This is a genomic window from Streptomyces sp. NPDC019937 (genome assembly GCF_040631655.1).
Lineage (GTDB): Bacteria > Actinomycetota > Actinomycetes > Streptomycetales > Streptomycetaceae > Streptomyces.
Genome location: NZ_JBEYAL010000004.1, coordinates 266,186 through 282,891, shown reverse-complemented (window position 1 = coordinate 282,891; position 16,706 = coordinate 266,186). Strand labels below are relative to the sequence as shown.

Here is a 16,706-nt window from a genome sequence, read left to right as displayed (position 1 = left end):
CCCCGTCACGGCATGATGGGGCGGTGCGTGCCGCGCGACTGATCAAGATGGTGCTCCTGCTCCAGGCCCGGCCCTCGATGACGGGGGCCGAGCTGGCCCGTGAGCTGGAGGTTTCGGAGCGCACGGTGACGCGGGACGCCGCCGCGCTCTCCGAGGCCGGGGTCCCGGTCTACGCGGACCGCGGCCGGGCCGGTGGCTACCGGCTCATCGGCGGCTACCGCACCCGGCTGACCGGCCTCGGCCGCACCGAGGCCGAGGCGCTGTTCCTCTCCGGGGTGCCCTCGGCGCTGCGCGAGATGGGCCTCGCCGACGCCGCCTCCGCCGCCCGGCTGAAGGTCTCCGCCGCGCTCCTGCCCGAGCTGCGCGACGCCTCCCACACGGTGGCCCAGCGCTTCCACCTCGACGCCCCCGGGTGGTGGCAGGAGCCGCAGACGCCCTCACTGCTGCCGGACGTCGCCGACGCGGTGTGGGACGACCGTCGGCTCACCGTCCGCTACCGCCGCCGGGACACCGAGGTGGACCGCGAGCTGGAGCCGTACGGGCTCGTCCTCAAGGCGGGCGTCTGGTACCTGGCGGCCCGCGGCGCTGTCTCCGGAGGCTCCCAGGGCGACTTCCGGGTCTACCGGGTGGACCGTCTCGCCACGGTCGGGCCCGCGCCCGGCGAGGGCCGGTTCCGGCGCGACGAGACGTTCGACCTGCCCGCCTTCTGGGAGGAGCGGGCGGCGCAGTTCGCGCGCTCGATCCTCCGCGAGGAGATCACCGTGCGCCTCACCCCGGAGGGCGCCCGGGCCGTGCGTCACGTCATGGACCGTACGGCGGCCGACGAGGCCGTACGGTCCGCCGGGGAGCCGGACGGGGAGGGGCGGATCACCGTGACCCTGCCCGTGGAGTCGGCCGAGGTCGCGTACGCCCAGCTCCTCTCCCTGGGCCCGGAGGCGGAGGTGCTGGCGCCGCCGGAGCTGCGGGAGCGGTTCGCGACGGCGGCGCGGCGGATGAACGACCTCTACCGGTGAGGCTCACCGGTAGTCGGCCGCGGTGCCCTCCTTGCCGCCGATGACGATGTCCCGGAAGTACCCGGCGACGTCCGGCCGCGAGCCGTCGAGGTCGGTGAAGCCGTAGACCTTGGCCAGGTCCCCGCTGAAGACGGACTTCCCGCTCCAGCGCGCCCGGTCCGGGTCGGCGGCCAGCGCGGCGACCGCCCGCCCGACGAAGTGCGGGGTTTCGGCGATGGCGAAGTGCGGCTCCTTCTCCACCGCGTCCCGCCACTTCTCCTCGGTCACCCCGAAGTGGTCCAGCATCTGCTCGGAGCGCAGGAAGCCCGGGGAGAGGCACACCGCCGTGGCGTCGAACTCCTTCAGCTCCTGGGCCAGCCCGAACGCCGTGCGGATGGGGGTGTTCTTGGTGATGTCGAAGAAGAGGTTGATGCGGAATTCCTTGTTGAACTCCTCGTTCCCGTCGGTGATCTCGACCACCAGGCCACCGGGGTTCCGGACCAGCAGCGGCAGCGCGTAGTAGTGGGTGATCAGGTGGGTCTCGATGCCGAGCCGGAGCATCCGCAGCCCGCTCGTCAGGTTCGTCTCCCAGGTCTTCTTGTCGAACTCGATCAGCCCCTCACCGCCCCACACGTCGTTGACCAGGACGTCCAGCCGCCCCTGCTCCCGGTCGACGCGCTCGATGAGCGCCTTGACCTGCTCCGGCTCCAGGTGGTCGGTCGGCACCGCGTACCCCGTGCCACCCGCCGCGGTGATCAGTTCCGCGGTCTCCTCGATGGTCTCCGTGGCCCGCCCGACCTCGCTGACCCCGTTCCGGGTGGTGCGCCCCGTCGCGTAGACGGTGGCGCCCGCCGCGCCCAGCTCGACGGCCATCGCCCGGCCAGCGCCCCGCGTCGCGCCCGCGACGAGTGCGACCTTGCCCGCCAGTGGCCCCTGTGCGCCCTGTGTGCTCACGTACGTGTCCTCTCCGTGGAGCCGTCATCAGTGACGCGTTCGACCATCGCAAGGAAACCCGACATCTGCTGTCGCATATAACAAGAGGGCCGCATCTGGGTCGCTCCACGTGCGGGGGTGGGCCCGAGGGCCGATGCTGGTCCCGTGATGATGGACGAGACGGAGTTCTGGGGGCTGGTCGACAGCGCTCGGGAGGCCGCCGAGGGCGACCCCGAGGACCAGTCCGACCTGCTCGTCGAGAAGCTGTCACAGCTCGACCCGGACTCCGTGCTGGACTTCGCCCGGCACTTCGAGGCCCGCGCCAACCGGGCGTACCGGTGGGATCTGTGGGGCGCCGCGTGGGTGCTGCTGGGCGGCGTCAGCGACGACGCCTTCGAGGCGTTCCGCTACTGGCTGATCGGCCAGGGCCGGGACGTCTTCGAGGGCGCGCTGCACGACCCGGACGCCCTGGCCGAACTGCTCGAGGACTTCGACGAGCAGGTGGACGGCGACTGCGAGGACCTGGGGTTCGCGGCGGACGAGGCGTACGAGCAGCTGACCGGCGCGGTGCTGCCGGAGCTGGCGCTTCCGCCGCGGCCGGAGGAGCCGATCGGCACGACGGTCGACTTCGAGGACGACGCGGTGCTGGCGGAGCGCTATCCCCGGCTCTGGGAGCGCTTCCGAGGCTGACGCTCAGCCGGTGAGGGCGCGGCCCATCAGCACGTCGTCCACGTATCCGCCGTCCAGCAGGAACTCCCCCGGCAAGACGCCCTCGACCACGAAGCCCTCCGACTCATAGAGCCGCCGCGCCGGGAGGTTGTGCCCGAGCACCCGCAGGGTGATCCGGCTCGCACCCTGCCGCTGCGCCTCCTCGTACGCCGCGTTCAGCAGCGCCCGCGCGACGCCCCGGCCGCGCGCCTCCGGGGCCACCGCGAGCCCCTGTATCTGGCGGACGTGGGCGTTGCTGGCCAGCTGCGTCGGCGGGACGAGCCGCAGATAGCCGACGGGGCGGCCCTCCAGCTCGGCCACCGTGACGTGCACCGGGCGGTTGCGGTGGGTGAAGAACGCGTCGTACGGCGGCTCGGGGGCCGGCTGTACGGAGTGCAGCGTGGACCAGGTACGGCGCTCCAGGGCGACCAGCGCGTGCTCGTCGTCGAGCACGGCGCGCCGGATGAGCGGCACGGGCGGGGCCGATGGCTGGGGCGGGGCGGAGGACTCGGACATGCCGGCCACTCTGCCACGCGCTCCCCGACGTCCGACATCCCCCGGAAGATCGGGGGCAGGATGGGGCCATGCGCATCGCGGTCACCGGTTCCACCGGGCTCATCGGCACGGCCCTCGTCCACTCTCTGCGCCGGGACGGCCACCAGGTGGTGCGGCTGGTGCGGCGAACTCCCCGCGAGGAGGCGGAGGTCGAGTGGGATCCGCACCGGCAGTGGGTGGACACCGCCGGGCTGACGGGGTGTGAGGCCGTCGTCCACCTGGCGGGCGCGGGCATCGGCGAGCACCGCTGGACGGCGGCGTACAAGAAGGAGCTGCGGGACAGCCGGGTGCTGGGCACGGCCGCCATCGCCGAGGCCGTGGCCTCCCTGGACACCCCGCCCCGGGTGCTGATCAGTGGAAGCGCGGTCGGGTACTACGGGGACACGGGGGAGCGCGCGGTCGATGAGAGCGCGCCCCCTGGGCACGGTTTCCTACCCGACCTGTGCCAGGACTGGGAGGAGGCGGCCGCCGCGGCGCAGGAGGCGGACGTGCGCACGGTGTTCATCCGCAGCGGTCTGGTGATCGCGCCCGAGGGCGGGGCGTGGGGCCGCCTCTTCCCGCTGTTCAAGGCGGGCCTCGGCGGACGGATGGGCAACGGCCGGCAGTACTGGAGCTTCATCGCCCTGCACGACCACATCGCCGCGCTGCGCCACATCCTGGACACGGCGGACCTCAGCGGCCCCGTCAACCTCACCGGCCCCTCCCCCGTGACCAACCGTGAGATCACCGAGGCCATGGGCCGGGTGCTGCGCCGTCCCGCGCGCCTCCATGTGCCCGCCCCGGCCCTGCGGATGGCCCTGGGCGAGATGTCCACCGACATCCTCGGCAGCGTGCGGGCCCTCCCCCGCAAGCTGCTGGACTCCGGCTTCTCGTTCACCTATCCGCATATCGACGAGGCCCTGAAGGCGGCGGCCGGACGGCGCTGAGAATCCGCCGCCGGTCCAGCCGAGACGTTCACGAGGGCCCGAGAGGTCATCGACAGGCCGCACCCGATCAGCGTGCGACCGTTGTGCGCCCGTGCTCGGTCGATGCGCGTCTGTCATCGACCGTTTTTGCCCCTACCGTCGTGACCGTTCCGATCCGCTCCATCCCGTTCCCGGGGAGGGCATGTGTTCAGCAGCGCGCACCGCACGGACGTCGTCATCGTGGGAGCCGGACTCGCGGGGCTGGCCGCCGCCCAGCTGCTGACCGGCGCGGGGATGGAGGTCACCATCCTGGAGGCCGCGCCCCGGGTGGGCGGACGCATGACGACCGATACGGTCGACGGCTTCCGGCTGGACCGCACCGGGCAGCTGGTCAACACCTCCTTCCCCGAGCTGCGGCACACCCCGGGGCTCGACGCCCTCGCCCTGCGCCCCTTCTCCCAGGGGGTGCTGGTGCACGGCGACGGCCGCACGCAGCGGATCGGCGCACCCCGCGGCCCCCGGAGCACAAGGGGCGCATTCACCACGGCGCGCGCTCTCGCGAGCGCCGCCCGTGCGCCGCTGGGCGGCGGACTCGATCAGGCCCGACTCGGTGCCGCGCTCGGCAGGCTCGCCGCCCTGCCCGCGGACCGCCTCCTCGCCCGCCCCGACCGGCCGGTCCACGAGACCCTGGCGGGGCGGGGCCTTCCCGCTCGTACCGTCGAGAGCGTGCTGCGCCCGCTCCTCGTCTCGCTGCTGAGCGACCCGGGCCTGAACACGTCCAGCCGCTGCGCCGACTTGGTGCTGCGCGGCTACGCCCGCGGCCGGCTGTGCCTCCCGGCGGGTGGCGCCTCCACCGTCCCCGAGCTGCTGGCCGCCACGCTGCCGCCGGGGACGGTGCGCACCGACGTACGGGCCACCTCGGCCGCCACCACCACCGTGACCACCGCCGGACACGGCGAGATCCGCTGCCGCGCGGTGCTGGTGGCCACCGGGGCGCACGACGCCGCCGAACTCCTCCCCGGGCTGCGGCTGCCCGCCTTCCACCCGGTCACCGTGCTGCACCACACCGCCGATCAGCCGCCGCTGCGCGAACCCGCCCTGATCCTCGCCGCGGGCGGCCAGGGCCCCGTCGCGCACACCACGGTCGCGAGCGAGGTCGACCCCTCGCGCACCCCGCCCGGCCGGGTGCTGATCACCTCCACCGTGCTGGGCGCCGCCGCGGGCCTGCCGACCACCGAACTCGACCGGCAGGCCAGGGCCCAGCTCGCCGCGGTCTACGGCACCTCCACCGCCGGCTGGGAGCTGCTGGCCGCCCACCACGATCCGCACGCGGTGCCCGCCATGCCCGCGCCCCATGACCTGCGGCGCCCGGTGCGGCTGCTGTCCGGGCTGTACGTATGCGGCGACCACCGCGACGCCAGCACCGTGCAGGGGGCCCTCGTCTCCGGCCGCCGCGCCGCCCGCGCGGTGCTCCAGGACTTCGGCGCCACCCCCGGCTCCGACACCCCCGCCGTTCCCGCCGCGGCGGCCTGACCGCCGGGGCGCACGATCGGATTTCATGGCTCTCATGACCGACGACGACACCTTCCTCGACCACGCCGCCGACCGGCTGGCCGCCCTGCCCGGCGTGCACGCCGTCACCCTCGGCGGCTCCCGCGCCCAGCACACCCACACCCCGGACAGCGACTGGGACCTGGCCCTCTACTACCGGGGCGGCTTCGACCCGGCCGAGCTGCGCGCGCTCGGCTGGGAGGGCGAGGTCTCGGACATCGGGGACTGGGGCGGCGGCGTCTTCAACGGCGGCGCGTGGCTCACCATCGACGGCCGCCGCGTCGACGTCCACTACCGCGACCTCGACGTCGTGGAGCACGAACTCGCCGAGGCCCGGCAGGGCCGCTTCCACTGGGAACCGCTCCTCTTCCACCTCGCGGGCATCCCCAGCTATCTGGTCGTCGCCGAACTCGCCATCAACCGGGTGCTCCGCGGCGCCCTGCCCCGCCCCGCGTACCCGGAGGCGCTGCGCTCGGCGGCTCCCCCGTTCTGGCGCGACCGGGCCGCCCTGACGCTCCGGTACGCCGAGGGCGCGTACGTCCGGCGCGGCCAGGCGACCGAGGTCGCGGGCGCGCTGGCCACCGCGGCCCTGCAGACCGCCCACGCGGTGCTGGCGGCACGCGGTGAGTGGGTCACCAACGAAAAGCGGCTCCTGCGGCGGGCGGGCCTGGGCCACCTCGACACGATCATGGCCGGACTGCGGCCGGAGCCCGAGGCGCTGGCACAGGCGATCGCCGAGGCGGAGGAGGTGTTCGACGCCGCCGGGTGAACGCAACACTTCGCCGGGCGCCGAAGCGACCGCGTCCTAGGCTGGACTCATGGCCGCCTCCCCTGCCTCCCCCGCCCACGACGCGGACATCGCCCGCGCCGCCACCGCCCTCGCGGACGCCTCCCGCGCCCGGATCCTGCTGGCGCTGGCGGAGGGGCGGGCGCTGCCCGCGAGCGTGCTGGCCACCGAGGCGGGGGTGAGCGCGTCCACGGTGAGCGGTCATCTGGCGAAGCTGCTGGAAGCCGGTGTCGTACGCGTCGAACGGCAGGGGCGGCACCGCTACTACCAGTTGACCGGCCCCGCCGTCGGCGAGGCCATCGAGGCGCTGGCCAGGATCGCGCCGCCGCTGCCCGTCACCTCGCTGCGGGCGGCCACCCACGCGGGCGCCCTGCGCCGGGCCCGCACCTGCTACGACCATGTCGCGGGCGGCCTGGGCGTGGCGCTGATGGGCGCCCTGCTGGAGCGCGGCGTGCTGACCGGCGGCGACGGACGCCACCACCCGGAGACGGCCCGGAGCGACCGGCTGTCCGCCCCCGGCAACGACACCCCGTACCGGCTGACCGACCAGGGGCGGGCCGAGCTGGCCGCGTTCGGCGTGCACACCGACCGGCTCCGCGGCCGCCGCCCCCTGATCCGCTACTGCGTGGACTGGACCGAACAGCGCCACCACCTGGCGGGCGCCCTCGGCGCCGCGATCACCGACCGCCTCTTCGAGCTGGACTGGATCCGCCGGGGAACGCGGCGCCGGGCGATCGACGTGACGAAGGCGGGCACGGCGGGCCTGGCGCGCACGTTCGGGGTGACCGCCTAGGGGGTGTCGTGTGGATCAGGCCGGATCAGCGAGCGCGGGGCCGCGAGGTGCCGCCCGCCGCGGCAGCGGCTGATGTCACAGCGGCGTCGGGAGCCCGGCATGATCCACACGACACCCCCTGGACCCCACAGCGCGCTCGGCGGAGCTACCCCAGCGCCGCGACCCGCTCGCGGTAGCCGCGCACCGGGGCCGCGTCGCGGTACGGCTCCAGCCGGCGTTCGAAGTCGCGTACGTAGTCCAGCGCCCGCGCCGACCGCATCTCGGAGGCCTGCTGCGCCGCCTCCGCGCCCAGCGTGCACGCCTGCTCCAGCTCGCCGAGGCCCAGCCGGGCCGTGGCCAGCACCACCCGGCTGAAGAGGCGGCTGCGGGCGAATCCGGCGCCGCGCAGCCGCAGCGAGCGCTCCGCGTGCTGGGCGGCGGCCCGGTACTGCTGGAGGTCCCGGTGGCAGTGGCCGAACTCGTCGGCCAGCTGCGCCTCGTCGAAGGCCCGCGCCCAGTACGGCACGTCGTCGCCCGGCCGCGACGTCTCCAGCGCCCGCTCGGCGCGGGCGAGCGAGGCGGTGCAGGCCCGTACCTCGCCCAGCACCGCGTGCCCCCGCGCCTCGACCGCGTGCAGCAGGGACTGGAGCACCGGCGGGGCACCGCCGCCCACGCCCTGCTGGGCCACCCGGGCGAGCTGGACGGCCTCCCGGCCGTGGCCCAGGTAGACGGCCTGGCGGCTCATGGTCACCAGCACGTAGCTGCCGTACGGCCGGTCCCCGGCGGCCTGGGCGAGCCGCAGCGCCTGCACGAAATACCGCTGGGCCAGACCGTGCGCGGCGATGTCGTACGACGTCCACCCGGCCAGCCGGGTCAGGTCGGCGATGGCGCCGAACAGCCGCCGCCCGGTCGTCTCGCCGTAGGTGCCGCGCAGCATCGGCTCGCCCTCGTGCTCCAGGTAGCGCACCAGGGCCTGCCGGGCGTGGCCGCCGCCGTACGTCTGGTCCAGCGTCCGGAACAGCTCGCTGACCGAGCGCAGCGCCGCGATGTCGCCCGGGGTCACCCGGTGGCCGGGCCCGCGCTGGACCCGGTCGGCCTGCCGCTGCCGGGGCACGGGTGCCCGTTCGGCCCGGTCGGGGGTGGCCGCCCGGCCCGCGGCGGCTCCACGGCCGGTGGCGGGGCCCCGGCCGCCCTGGGCGGGGACCGTCGGGCCGCCGGTGGCCGGGGGCTCACCGCGCGCCACCCGGTCGTCGGGCCGCCCGATCAGCCAGTCCCGGCTGGGGACGACCAGCCCGGCCGGGGTGAAGGCGATCTTCCGCAGCTCCGCGTGGCTGCCGGAGTCCTTCCGCCACAGCCCGCTGACGATGTCCACCGCCTCCTGCGGGGTGGCGGCGAACTCCAGCCCCGCGTAGACCGGCGCACAGGCGTCGAGGCCCAGGTCCTGGGCGGTCAGCCGGCGGCCCAGGCGCCGGGTGAAGACCTCGGCGATCAGCGCGGGCGTGGTGCCGCGCGGCTGCTGGCCGCGCAGCCAGCGGGTCACCGATGTCTTGTCGTACCGCAGGTCGAGGCCGTGCTCGATGCCGAGCTGGTCCACCCGCCGGGCCAGCCCGGCGTTGGAGAAACCTGCCTCGGAAATCAGCGCGGCGAGCTGACGGTTGGGGATGCGCTGCGGGGGTCGTTCCGTCATCAGCCTGCCGGTCTCCCTGATTCGCTCTCTGGAACGGCGTGAATTTAACTGGCTGTAGCGGGCTGATCGCGCTCGTCGGACTCCTTTCATCCGATCGTGTGAGAACGAGCCGGATACGGGTCGGAAAGCGCGCGGTCGTACAGTGGCGGAGGCACCGCCCACTGTTACGAGGTCCGAAAAGGAGCTTGCCGTGACCGCAACGTCCCCGGGGACGACCCCCGCTTCGCAGCTGCGACTGCGCTACGTCCATCTGGGGTTCGGGGCGAACGCCGTCGACTACGAGGAGGCGTGGCAGGAGCAGCGGCGCGTGCACGCGGCCCGCTTCGCGGACGAGATCCCGGACACCTGTCTGCTGCTCGAGCACCAGGCCGTCTACACGGCGGGGCGGCGCACGGCCGACAACGAACGCCCGCTGGACGGCACCCCGGTGGTGGACGTGGACCGCGGCGGCAAGATCACCTGGCATGGGCCGGGGCAGCTGGTGGGCTATCCGATCCTCAAGCTGCCGCGCCCGGTGGACGTCGTCGCGCATGTCCGGCGGCTGGAGGAGGCCATGCTGCTGACCTGCGCCGATTTCGGCGTGGAGGCCACCCGGGTGGAGGGCCGCAGCGGGGTGTGGGTGCTGGGCGACCCGGTCGACCGGCGCCCGGCGCTCGGCGGGCTGAAGCTGGACTTCGACCCGCGGGTGGAGGACGAGGAGTTCGACCCGCGCCTCAACGGCCCGGAGTACGCCCCGTCCAACGCCGGGCAGCGCCGCGAGGACCGCAAGCTCGGCGCGATCGGCGTGCGGGTCGCCAAGGGCGTGACCATGCACGGCTTCTCGTTCAACTGCAACCCGGACAACACCTCGTACGACCGGATCGTGCCGTGCGGCATCCGGGACGCCGGGGTGACCTCGCTCTCGGCGGAGCTGGGCCGGGACGTGACGGTCGCCGAGGTGACCCCGGTGGTCGAGAAGCATCTGCGGGCGGTCCTGGAGTCCTCCGTCCCGCTGCCGCGCGCCGTGTAGCGGCGCCGCCGCCCCGGGGGAATGCGCCCCCGAGGTCGCCGGTTGCCCTGGACGTAAATCCGTACGAATGACGGGCGTACCCTGGTGACCGCCGACGATTCGAAAGCCGCGCCACCCAGACTCGCCAAGCAAAGAGGAGTGCCGGACGTGTCCGCAGTCGCACCCGACGGACGCAAGATGCTGCGTCTGGAGGTCCGGAACAGCCAGACCCCCATCGAGCGCAAGCCCGAATGGATCAAGACCCGGGCGAAGATGGGCCCCGAGTACACCGAGCTGCACGGCCTGGTGAAGCGGGAGGGCCTGCACACGGTGTGCCAGGAGGCGGGCTGTCCCAACATCTTCGAATGCTGGGAGGACCGCGAGGCCACGTTCCTCATCGGCGGCGACCAGTGCACCCGGCGCTGTGACTTCTGCCAGATCGACACCGGCAAGCCACAGCCGCTGGACCGCGACGAGCCGCGCCGGGTGGCCGAATCCGTGCGGACGATGGAGCTGCGGTACGCGACGATCACCGGCGTCGCCCGCGACGACCTCGACGACGGCGGCGCCTGGCTGTACGCCGAGACCGTACGGCAGATCCACTCCCTCATGCCGGACACCGGCGTCGAGCTGCTGATCCCGGACTTCAACGCGGACCCCGACCAGCTCGCCGAGGTCTTCTCGTCCCGTCCCGAGGTGCTCGCCCACAACGTCGAGACCGTGCCGCGGATCTTCAAGCGCATCCGCCCCGGCTTCCGCTACGAGCGCTCGCTCGAGGTCATCACCAAGGCCCGCGAGGCGGGGCTCGTCACCAAGTCCAACCTGATCCTGGGCATGGGCGAGGAGCGCGAGGAGATCAGCCAGGCGCTGCAGGACCTGTACGACGCGGGCTGCGAGCTGATCACGATCACCCAGTACCTGCGCCCCTCCGCCCGGCACCACCCGGTGGAGCGCTGGGTCAAGCCGCAGGAGTTCGTGGAGCTGCAGGAGGAGGCGGAGGAGATCGGCTACGCCGGTGTCATGTCCGGCCCCCTCGTCCGCTCGTCGTACCGCGCGGGACGCCTGTACCAGCAGGCCATCGACCAGCGGGAGAGCACCGCGCAGGCGGTGTGACGCCGGACCGGCGATGGCCGGTGTGACCAACACGCTGTGTGAGTACGGGCACACCGGCCACCCTGCCCGTTTCGGAAAGCCGCAGGTCACGGGTGCGATAGAAGCCCCACTAAAGGCTTCATCGGTGTTTGACCGGCCGGTCACACACTGGTAACACCATTGGGTAACGATAAAACCACGCACCGCTCACGGCCGCGTGTTTCGTGATAATCCACCGCTCCCGAGGGGTACCCATGCCGGCTGCGCCCGTACGCCCGTCCGTGACCGACGCGCTGCTCGCCCTGGAGGGACTGCTGCTGCGCGGGGGCCAGCGCACGGCCCGGCGCAACGCCTGGACCGCGGTCCTGGAGGACCGCCGCCGCGCCAAGGACCGGACCGAGGCCCAGCACGTACTGGAGGCCGTGTCCACCGGGGCTTCCCAGGCCACGTAAACTTCGCCTTATGGCGCGGAAGGAAACATCCGAGAACCCCGGGCGACTGAAGCAGATCGCCCTGACCTACAAGATGACCAAACGGGTCGACTCGAAGGTCGGCCTCGTGGTTGCCGGCGTGGGGATCATCACCTTCGGTGTCCTCCTCGCCATCGGCTTCCTGGTCGGTCACCCTGTCTTCCTGGGCATCCTGGGCTTCGTCCTGGCCTTCCTCGCGATGGCGATCATTTTCGGCCGCCGCGCCGAGCGGGCGGCCTTCGGCCAGATGGAGGGCCAGCCGGGCGCGGCCGCCGCCGTTCTGGAGAACGTGGGCCGCGGCTGGTCGGTGACCCCGGCGGTGGCGATGAACCGCAACCAGGACGTCATCCACCGGGCCGTCGGCAAGGCGGGCATCGTGCTCGTCGGCGAGGGCAACCCGAACCGGCTCAAGGGCATGCTGGCCGCCGAGAAGAAGCGCATGGCCCGCATCGTGTCGGACGTCCCGGTCCACGATGTGATCGTCGGCTCCGGCGAGGGCCAGGTGGAGATCAAGAAGCTCCGCACCAAGCTGCTGAAGCTGCCGCGGGTGCTGCCCGGCGCGCAGGTGACGGTCGTCAACGAGCGGCTGCGGGCGCTGGGCGACCTCATGAGCAACATGCCGATCCCGAAGGGCCCGATGCCCAAGGGCATGCGCATGCCGAAGGGCCGCTGAGCCACCGGGCGCACCGGGCGCCCACGGACGCCGAGACACCACACCATGTGACAAAGGCGGCCCGGGACACGAGTCCCGGGCCGCCTTTCGTATGCAATACGGGCTCAGACCCGGATCTGCACCGCCCGGGAGAGCCGGTCGTGCAGCCCGCGGGTGTCGCGGTCGAAGACGACCGCGGGGATGACGAGCACCAGCAGCACGCTGCGCAGCACGGCCCGCGGCAGGCTGAGCCGCGCCCCGCCCTCGCCGACCACCCGCAGCCTGAGCAGCAGCTTCCCGGGGGTCGCGCCGACGGTGCCCACGGTCAGCAGGCTGAGCACGAGGAAGACCAGCAGCGCCCAGTTCCCGGCGGCCTGCGGATTGCGGTCGGCCAGCAGCGCGTACGAGACGAGCACGCACAGGGCCCAGTCGATGAAGATCGCCCCGAAGCGGCGCCCGAGCGGTGCGGTCGCGCCCGGTCCGCTCTCGGGCAGTCCCAGCCCCTGGCCTCGGTAGCCCAGGTCGACACCCATCTCCTCGGCGGCCGCGCGGGGGCCGGAAAGCCAGGATCCGATTGCTTGCCTCTTGTCCACCCCTCATACGTTACTGGGGCCGCCCGCATACGCCCGTAACGGCCCCTGACCCGGTTAACCTGGGTGAAACAAATGGGTCATGCCCGGGAAATCCCGCCTGCTTATCGTCGGCGACAGCGCGCCATGCACACGGACCGCGCGACCGAACAAATCCCCGTCCCCCCGCGGCCGGGCTAGGAGGAGTTGGATGTTCCAGAACGCCGACGACGCTCGGAAGTTCATCTCGGACGAGGACGTCAAGTTCGTCGACGTCCGGTTCTGTGACCTTCCCGGCGTCATGCAGCACTTCACCGTACCGGCGGAGGCGTTCGACCCGAACGAGGAGCTGGCCTTCGACGGCTCGTCGATCCGCGGCTTCCAGGCGATCCACGAGTCGGACATGGCGCTGCGTGCCGACCTGTCGACGTCGCGTGTCGATCCCTTCCGCCGCGACAAGACGCTCAACATCAACTTCTTTATCCACGACCCGATCACGGGCGAGCAGTACAGCCGCGACCCGCGCAACATCGCCAAGAAGGCCGAGGCCTACCTCGCCTCCACCGGCATCGCGGACACGGCGTACTTCGGTCCGGAGGCCGAGTTCTACGTCTTCGACAGCGTGCGCTTCGAGACCAAGGCGAACGAGGCCTTCTACCACATCGACTCCGAGGCGGGCGCCTGGAACACCGGCGCGCTGCAGGACAACCGTGGCTACAAGGTCCGCTACAAGGGCGGCTACTTCCCGACCCCGCCGGTCGACCACTTCGCCGACCTGCGCGCCGAGATCAGCCTCGAGCTGGACAAGGCCGGCCTCCAGGTCGAGCGCCAGCACCACGAGGTGGGCACCGCCGGCCAGGCCGAGATCAACTACAAGTTCAACACGCTGCTGGCCGCGGCCGACGACCTGATGCTGTTCAAGTACATCGTCAAGAACGTGGCGTGGAAGAACGGCAAGACCGCGACCTTCATGCCGAAGCCGATCTTCGGCGACAACGGCTCGGGCATGCACGTCCACCAGTCGCTGTGGCAGAACGGCTCCCCGCTCTTCTACGACGAGCAGGGCTACGCGGGCCTGTCGGACACCGCCCGCTACTACATCGGCGGCATCCTCAAGCACGCCCCGTCGCTGCTGGCCTTCACCAACCCGACGGTGAACTCCTACCACCGCCTGGTCCCGGGCTTCGAGGCGCCGGTCAACCTGGTGTACTCGCAGCGTAACCGCTCGGCCGCGATGCGTATCCCGATCACGGGCTCCAACCCGAAGGCCAAGCGCGTCGAGTTCCGCGCCCCGGACTCCTCCGGCAACCCGTACCTGGCCTTCTCCGCGCTCCTGCTCGCGGGCCTGGACGGCGTCAAGAACAAGATCGAGCCGGCCGAGCCGATCGACAAGGACCTGTACGAGCTGGCCCCCGAGGAGCACGCGGGCGTCCCCCAGGTCCCGACCTCCCTCCCGGCCGTCCTCGACGCGCTCGAGTCCGACCACGAGTTCCTCCTCCAGGGCGGTGTCTTCACCTCCGACCTGATCGAGACCTGGATCGACTACAAGCGCACCAACGAGATCGCGCCGCTGCAGCTGCGTCCGCACCCGCACGAGTTCGAGCTGTACTTCGACGTCTAAAGACCCCGCGGGTCCTCGACGAGTGACTGAGCCCCGCCACTGCCCCTCGGGCGGTGGCGGGGCTCAGTGCTGATGGACCCGGGCCGGGGTCAGGAGGCGGGGATCACCGTGTGGGTGTCGATACCGGAGGACGGCAGGAAGCTGGAGTCACCGGTGTAGATGGCGACCACGGGGTGGGTCCCGACGCCCAGGGTGGAGAGGGTCAGGGTCGCCACCCCGGCCGTCACGGGCTGGGCGAAGATGCCGCCGCCCGAGCCGCCGATGACGAAGGTCATCGTGCCGGTCGGGGCGCCGGCGCCGGGGGCGACCGGGGTGACCGTGGCCGTGAACGTCACCGGGGCACCGAGGGTCGACGGGTCCGGGGTGGAGGTCACCGAGGTCGTCGTCGCGGACTGGATGACCGCGACGACGGTGGTGCCGGTGGAGGAGAGGAAGTTGGTGTCGCCGCTGTAGGTGGCGACGACGGGGTGGACACCGGCGCTCAGCCCGGAGACGGTGACCGAGGTGGTGCCGCCCGACAGCGTTCCGGTCAGGATGGGGCCGCCGGTGACGGTGAAGGTGACGGTGCCGGTGGGGGTACCGGGGCCGAGCGGGAGCACGGTGGCGGTGAGTGTGACCGTCTGCCCGAACGTCGACGGGTTCGGCGTCGCCGTCACCAGGGTGAGGGTGGGGGTAGCCATGATGGGCCCTCCAAGTGAGGTGAGGTGGTGGGCCGTTGGTCGCCAGGGCGGCGCCTTCGTCGGGCGCGGCGGCGCATCGGATACCAGGGGGTGCACACTTACGGCGATCGACGCCGGGGCCTGCCCGCGTCACCGTCCCCCGGCAGATGTGGAACCCACCGGTCTGTAGCACCAGTAGGCACGCGGGTGGTGGCACAACGCCAGGTACGAGGGGGCGAATTGCCCTGAATGGCGCAGCGCTCAGCGGCTCGCGCCGTGTGCGCCGCGCGTACCGTCGAGCGCGGGCGCGGCGGCACGGAGGGAGTCCGTACCGCCGCGTCGGCGCGGTCATCGCGTGGTGAAGGCCCCGCCGTTGACGTGGATGGTCTGCCCGGTGATGTGCCGGGCGCCCGGGGAGGCGAGGAAGCCGACCGTGCGGGCGATGTCATCGACCGTTCCCGGCCGCTTGTTGTGGGTCTCCTCCACGAGCGCGCGGCGCCGGTCATCGGTCATCTGGCCGCGGAAGAAGTTGGTGGCCTCGATGTATCCCGCGGAGATGACGTTGCAGGTGACGCCCTTCGGGGCGAGTTCGGCGGAGAGCGAGGCGTTCCACGCGGCGAGCGCGGCCTTGGCCGCTCCGTACGAGCCGCCTTTGCGCTCGGCGCCGATCGAGCCGATGCTGATCACGGAGCTGTCGCCGGAGAGCCCATCCCGCACCGAGGCGGTGGTCAGCACCGCGGTGAGCAGGTTCTGCGTCAGGCTGGAGTGCCACTGGGCGCGCAGCTCCTCGAGGGGCGACGCCTCGCCGGATCCGGCGTCGGGGAGCCCTCCGGCGGCGTTGACCAGGACGTCCAGTTCTCCGACGCGGGCGGCGAGTTCGGCGGCCTGCCCGGGGTCGGCCGCGTCGCAGACGACGCCGTGGACGACGCCGTGGGCGCTCAGCTCCTCGGCGGTCCGGGCGACGGTGTCGGAGTGGCGTCCGGTGATGAAGACCTCCGCCTCCTCGGCGGCGAAGCTCGCGGCGACAGCGCGGCCGATGCCGCTGGTGCCTCCGGTGACGAGTACGGTGCGGGGCACGGTTCCTCCTGCTCGCTGCTATGTTGAGTCCTACGTTTAGATCTAAACATATCCTACGCGAGGACAGGGGATCACACCGTGGCCGACATGACCACCACCGCACCGGGGGAACCCGAGCCCGCCCATTCCGCCGCCGGGATCGCCGCGGCCTGGCGGCGGGAGCGGCCGGGCACCCCGACCTCGTCGATCGAGATCGCCACGCCCATCTGGCAGTTGGCCAAGCTCTTCGCCGACGACCGCAACCGGGTGCTGCGCGAGGCGGGGATCGACGCGGCCACCCTGGACCTGCTGTCCGTCATCCGCCGCTCCGGGCCGCCGTACACGCTCAGCACCCGGGAGATCGCGCGGCGGACGCTGGTCACCGCGGGGGCGATTTCCCAGCGCGTCGCCCGCGCCGAACGCGAAGGACTGGTCGAGCGGGCGCCGGGGACCACCGGCCGCCGGACCGTTCTGGTGCGGCTCACGGCCGAGGGGCACGCGCTCATCGAGCGGTCCGTGGATCAGGTACTCGGCCAGGAGGCCGCCCTCGTCGAGGGCCTGCCGGAAGACGAACGCGCCACGCTCACCGCGCTGCTGAACAAGCTGCTGGCCGACGTACGACGGCGCACCGCCGCGTACTGAGCCGTCGGCCGGCGTTCGCGACCGTCCCCGATCGTGTGCACCTCCGTCGTACGCCTGCGGCCGGTGG

18 protein-coding genes are annotated in these 16,706 nt (G+C 72.6%); 12 read left to right on the top strand and 6 right to left on the bottom strand.

All coding sequences use genetic code 11. The annotated features are described in order from the left end of the window. The first annotated feature begins 23 nt into the window (after nt 1-23). Nucleotides 24-1,013, top strand: coding sequence for a WYL domain-containing protein (locus ABZ562_RS05575; RefSeq protein WP_361474435.1), 990 nt, complete (start codon nt 24-26; stop codon nt 1,011-1,013). Nucleotides 1,014-1,016: 3 nt separating this feature from the next. Here ABZ562_RS05575 and ABZ562_RS05570 read toward each other — a convergent pair whose 3' ends face one another. After that, entirely contained in the window at nt 1,017-1,946 is a 930-nt protein-coding gene (locus ABZ562_RS05570) for an SDR family oxidoreductase (protein ID WP_361474432.1), read from the bottom strand. Between the two features lie 150 nt (nt 1,947-2,096). Between ABZ562_RS05570 and ABZ562_RS05565 the strand changes: the two genes are divergently transcribed. Beyond that, complete coding sequence (locus ABZ562_RS05565; RefSeq protein ID WP_361474555.1) at nt 2,097-2,615, top strand: DUF4240 domain-containing protein; 519 nt, start codon at nt 2,097-2,099, stop codon at nt 2,613-2,615. 3 nt (nt 2,616-2,618) lie between these two features. Here the strand turns inward: ABZ562_RS05565 and ABZ562_RS05560 are convergent, their stop codons facing one another. After that, nucleotides 2,619-3,149, bottom strand: coding sequence for a GNAT family N-acetyltransferase (locus ABZ562_RS05560; RefSeq protein ID WP_361474430.1), 531 nt, complete (start codon nt 3,147-3,149; stop codon nt 2,619-2,621). Nucleotides 3,150-3,217: 68 nt separating this feature from the next. Between ABZ562_RS05560 and ABZ562_RS05555 the strand changes: the two genes are divergently transcribed. The 4 genes from ABZ562_RS05555 to ABZ562_RS05540 all read left to right on the top strand — a co-directional run bounded on the left by ABZ562_RS05555 (nt 3,218) and on the right by ABZ562_RS05540 (nt 7,224). Further along, entirely contained in the window at nt 3,218-4,114 is an 897-nt protein-coding gene (locus tag ABZ562_RS05555; RefSeq protein ID WP_361474427.1) for a TIGR01777 family oxidoreductase, read from the top strand. Between the two features lie 183 nt (nt 4,115-4,297). Beyond that, complete coding sequence (locus ABZ562_RS05550; RefSeq protein ID WP_361474424.1) at nt 4,298-5,626, top strand: NAD(P)/FAD-dependent oxidoreductase; 1,329 nt, start codon at nt 4,298-4,300, stop codon at nt 5,624-5,626. Nucleotides 5,627-5,660: 34 nt separating this feature from the next. Then, the gene (locus ABZ562_RS05545; protein ID WP_361474552.1) at nt 5,661-6,413 is read left to right on the top strand and encodes a nucleotidyltransferase domain-containing protein; all 753 of its coding nucleotides are present in this window, start codon (nt 5,661-5,663) and stop codon (nt 6,411-6,413) included. A gap of 49 nt (nt 6,414-6,462) precedes the next feature. Further along, nucleotides 6,463-7,224, top strand: coding sequence for a helix-turn-helix domain-containing protein (locus tag ABZ562_RS05540; RefSeq protein ID WP_361474421.1), 762 nt, complete (start codon nt 6,463-6,465; stop codon nt 7,222-7,224). A 145-nt stretch (nt 7,225-7,369) separates the two neighbouring features. On the opposite strand, the gene ABZ562_RS05535 is transcribed toward ABZ562_RS05540, so the two are convergent. Continuing rightward, nucleotides 7,370-8,890 (bottom strand): regulator, encoded by a 1,521-nt coding sequence (locus tag ABZ562_RS05535; protein WP_361474419.1) that lies wholly within the window; start codon nt 8,888-8,890, stop codon nt 7,370-7,372. A 190-nt stretch (nt 8,891-9,080) separates the two neighbouring features. Here ABZ562_RS05535 and lipB point away from each other — a divergent pair, with 190 nt between their 5' ends. The 4 genes from lipB (at nt 9,081) to ABZ562_RS05515 (ending at nt 12,113) form a co-directional block, all read left to right on the top strand. Further along, complete coding sequence (gene lipB, locus ABZ562_RS05530) at nt 9,081-9,899, top strand: lipoyl(octanoyl) transferase LipB (protein WP_361474416.1); 819 nt, start codon at nt 9,081-9,083, stop codon at nt 9,897-9,899. Between the two features lie 147 nt (nt 9,900-10,046). Then, nucleotides 10,047-10,991, top strand: a complete 945-nt coding sequence (gene lipA / locus ABZ562_RS05525; protein ID WP_361474413.1) for a lipoyl synthase — start codon at nt 10,047-10,049, stop codon at nt 10,989-10,991. 233 nt (nt 10,992-11,224) lie between these two features. Then, the gene (locus ABZ562_RS05520; RefSeq protein ID WP_179933831.1) at nt 11,225-11,422 is read left to right on the top strand and encodes a hypothetical protein; all 198 of its coding nucleotides are present in this window, start codon (nt 11,225-11,227) and stop codon (nt 11,420-11,422) included. 10 nt (nt 11,423-11,432) lie between these two features. Next, complete coding sequence (locus ABZ562_RS05515; protein WP_055550980.1) at nt 11,433-12,113, top strand: DUF4191 domain-containing protein; 681 nt, start codon at nt 11,433-11,435, stop codon at nt 12,111-12,113. Nucleotides 12,114-12,217: 104 nt separating this feature from the next. Here the strand turns inward: ABZ562_RS05515 and ABZ562_RS05510 are convergent, their stop codons facing one another. After that, nucleotides 12,218-12,685 (bottom strand): RDD family protein, encoded by a 468-nt coding sequence (locus ABZ562_RS05510; RefSeq protein WP_361474409.1) that lies wholly within the window; start codon nt 12,683-12,685, stop codon nt 12,218-12,220. A 187-nt stretch (nt 12,686-12,872) separates the two neighbouring features. Between ABZ562_RS05510 and glnA the strand changes: the two genes are divergently transcribed. Continuing rightward, entirely contained in the window at nt 12,873-14,282 is a 1,410-nt protein-coding gene (gene glnA, locus ABZ562_RS05505; protein WP_361474406.1) for a type I glutamate--ammonia ligase, read from the top strand. An 89-nt stretch (nt 14,283-14,371) separates the two neighbouring features. On the opposite strand, the gene ABZ562_RS05500 is transcribed toward glnA, so the two are convergent. Then, complete coding sequence (locus ABZ562_RS05500) at nt 14,372-14,962, bottom strand: Ig-like domain-containing protein (protein WP_361474403.1); 591 nt, start codon at nt 14,960-14,962, stop codon at nt 14,372-14,374. Nucleotides 14,963-15,289: 327 nt separating this feature from the next. Next, nucleotides 15,290-16,018 (bottom strand): SDR family oxidoreductase, encoded by a 729-nt coding sequence (locus ABZ562_RS05495; RefSeq protein WP_361474400.1) that lies wholly within the window; start codon nt 16,016-16,018, stop codon nt 15,290-15,292. Between the two features lie 87 nt (nt 16,019-16,105). On the opposite strand from ABZ562_RS05495, the gene ABZ562_RS05490 reads away from it, so the two are divergent. Then, nucleotides 16,106-16,639, top strand: coding sequence for a MarR family transcriptional regulator (locus ABZ562_RS05490; RefSeq protein WP_361474397.1), 534 nt, complete (start codon nt 16,106-16,108; stop codon nt 16,637-16,639). The last annotated feature ends 67 nt before the right edge of the window (nt 16,640-16,706 follow it).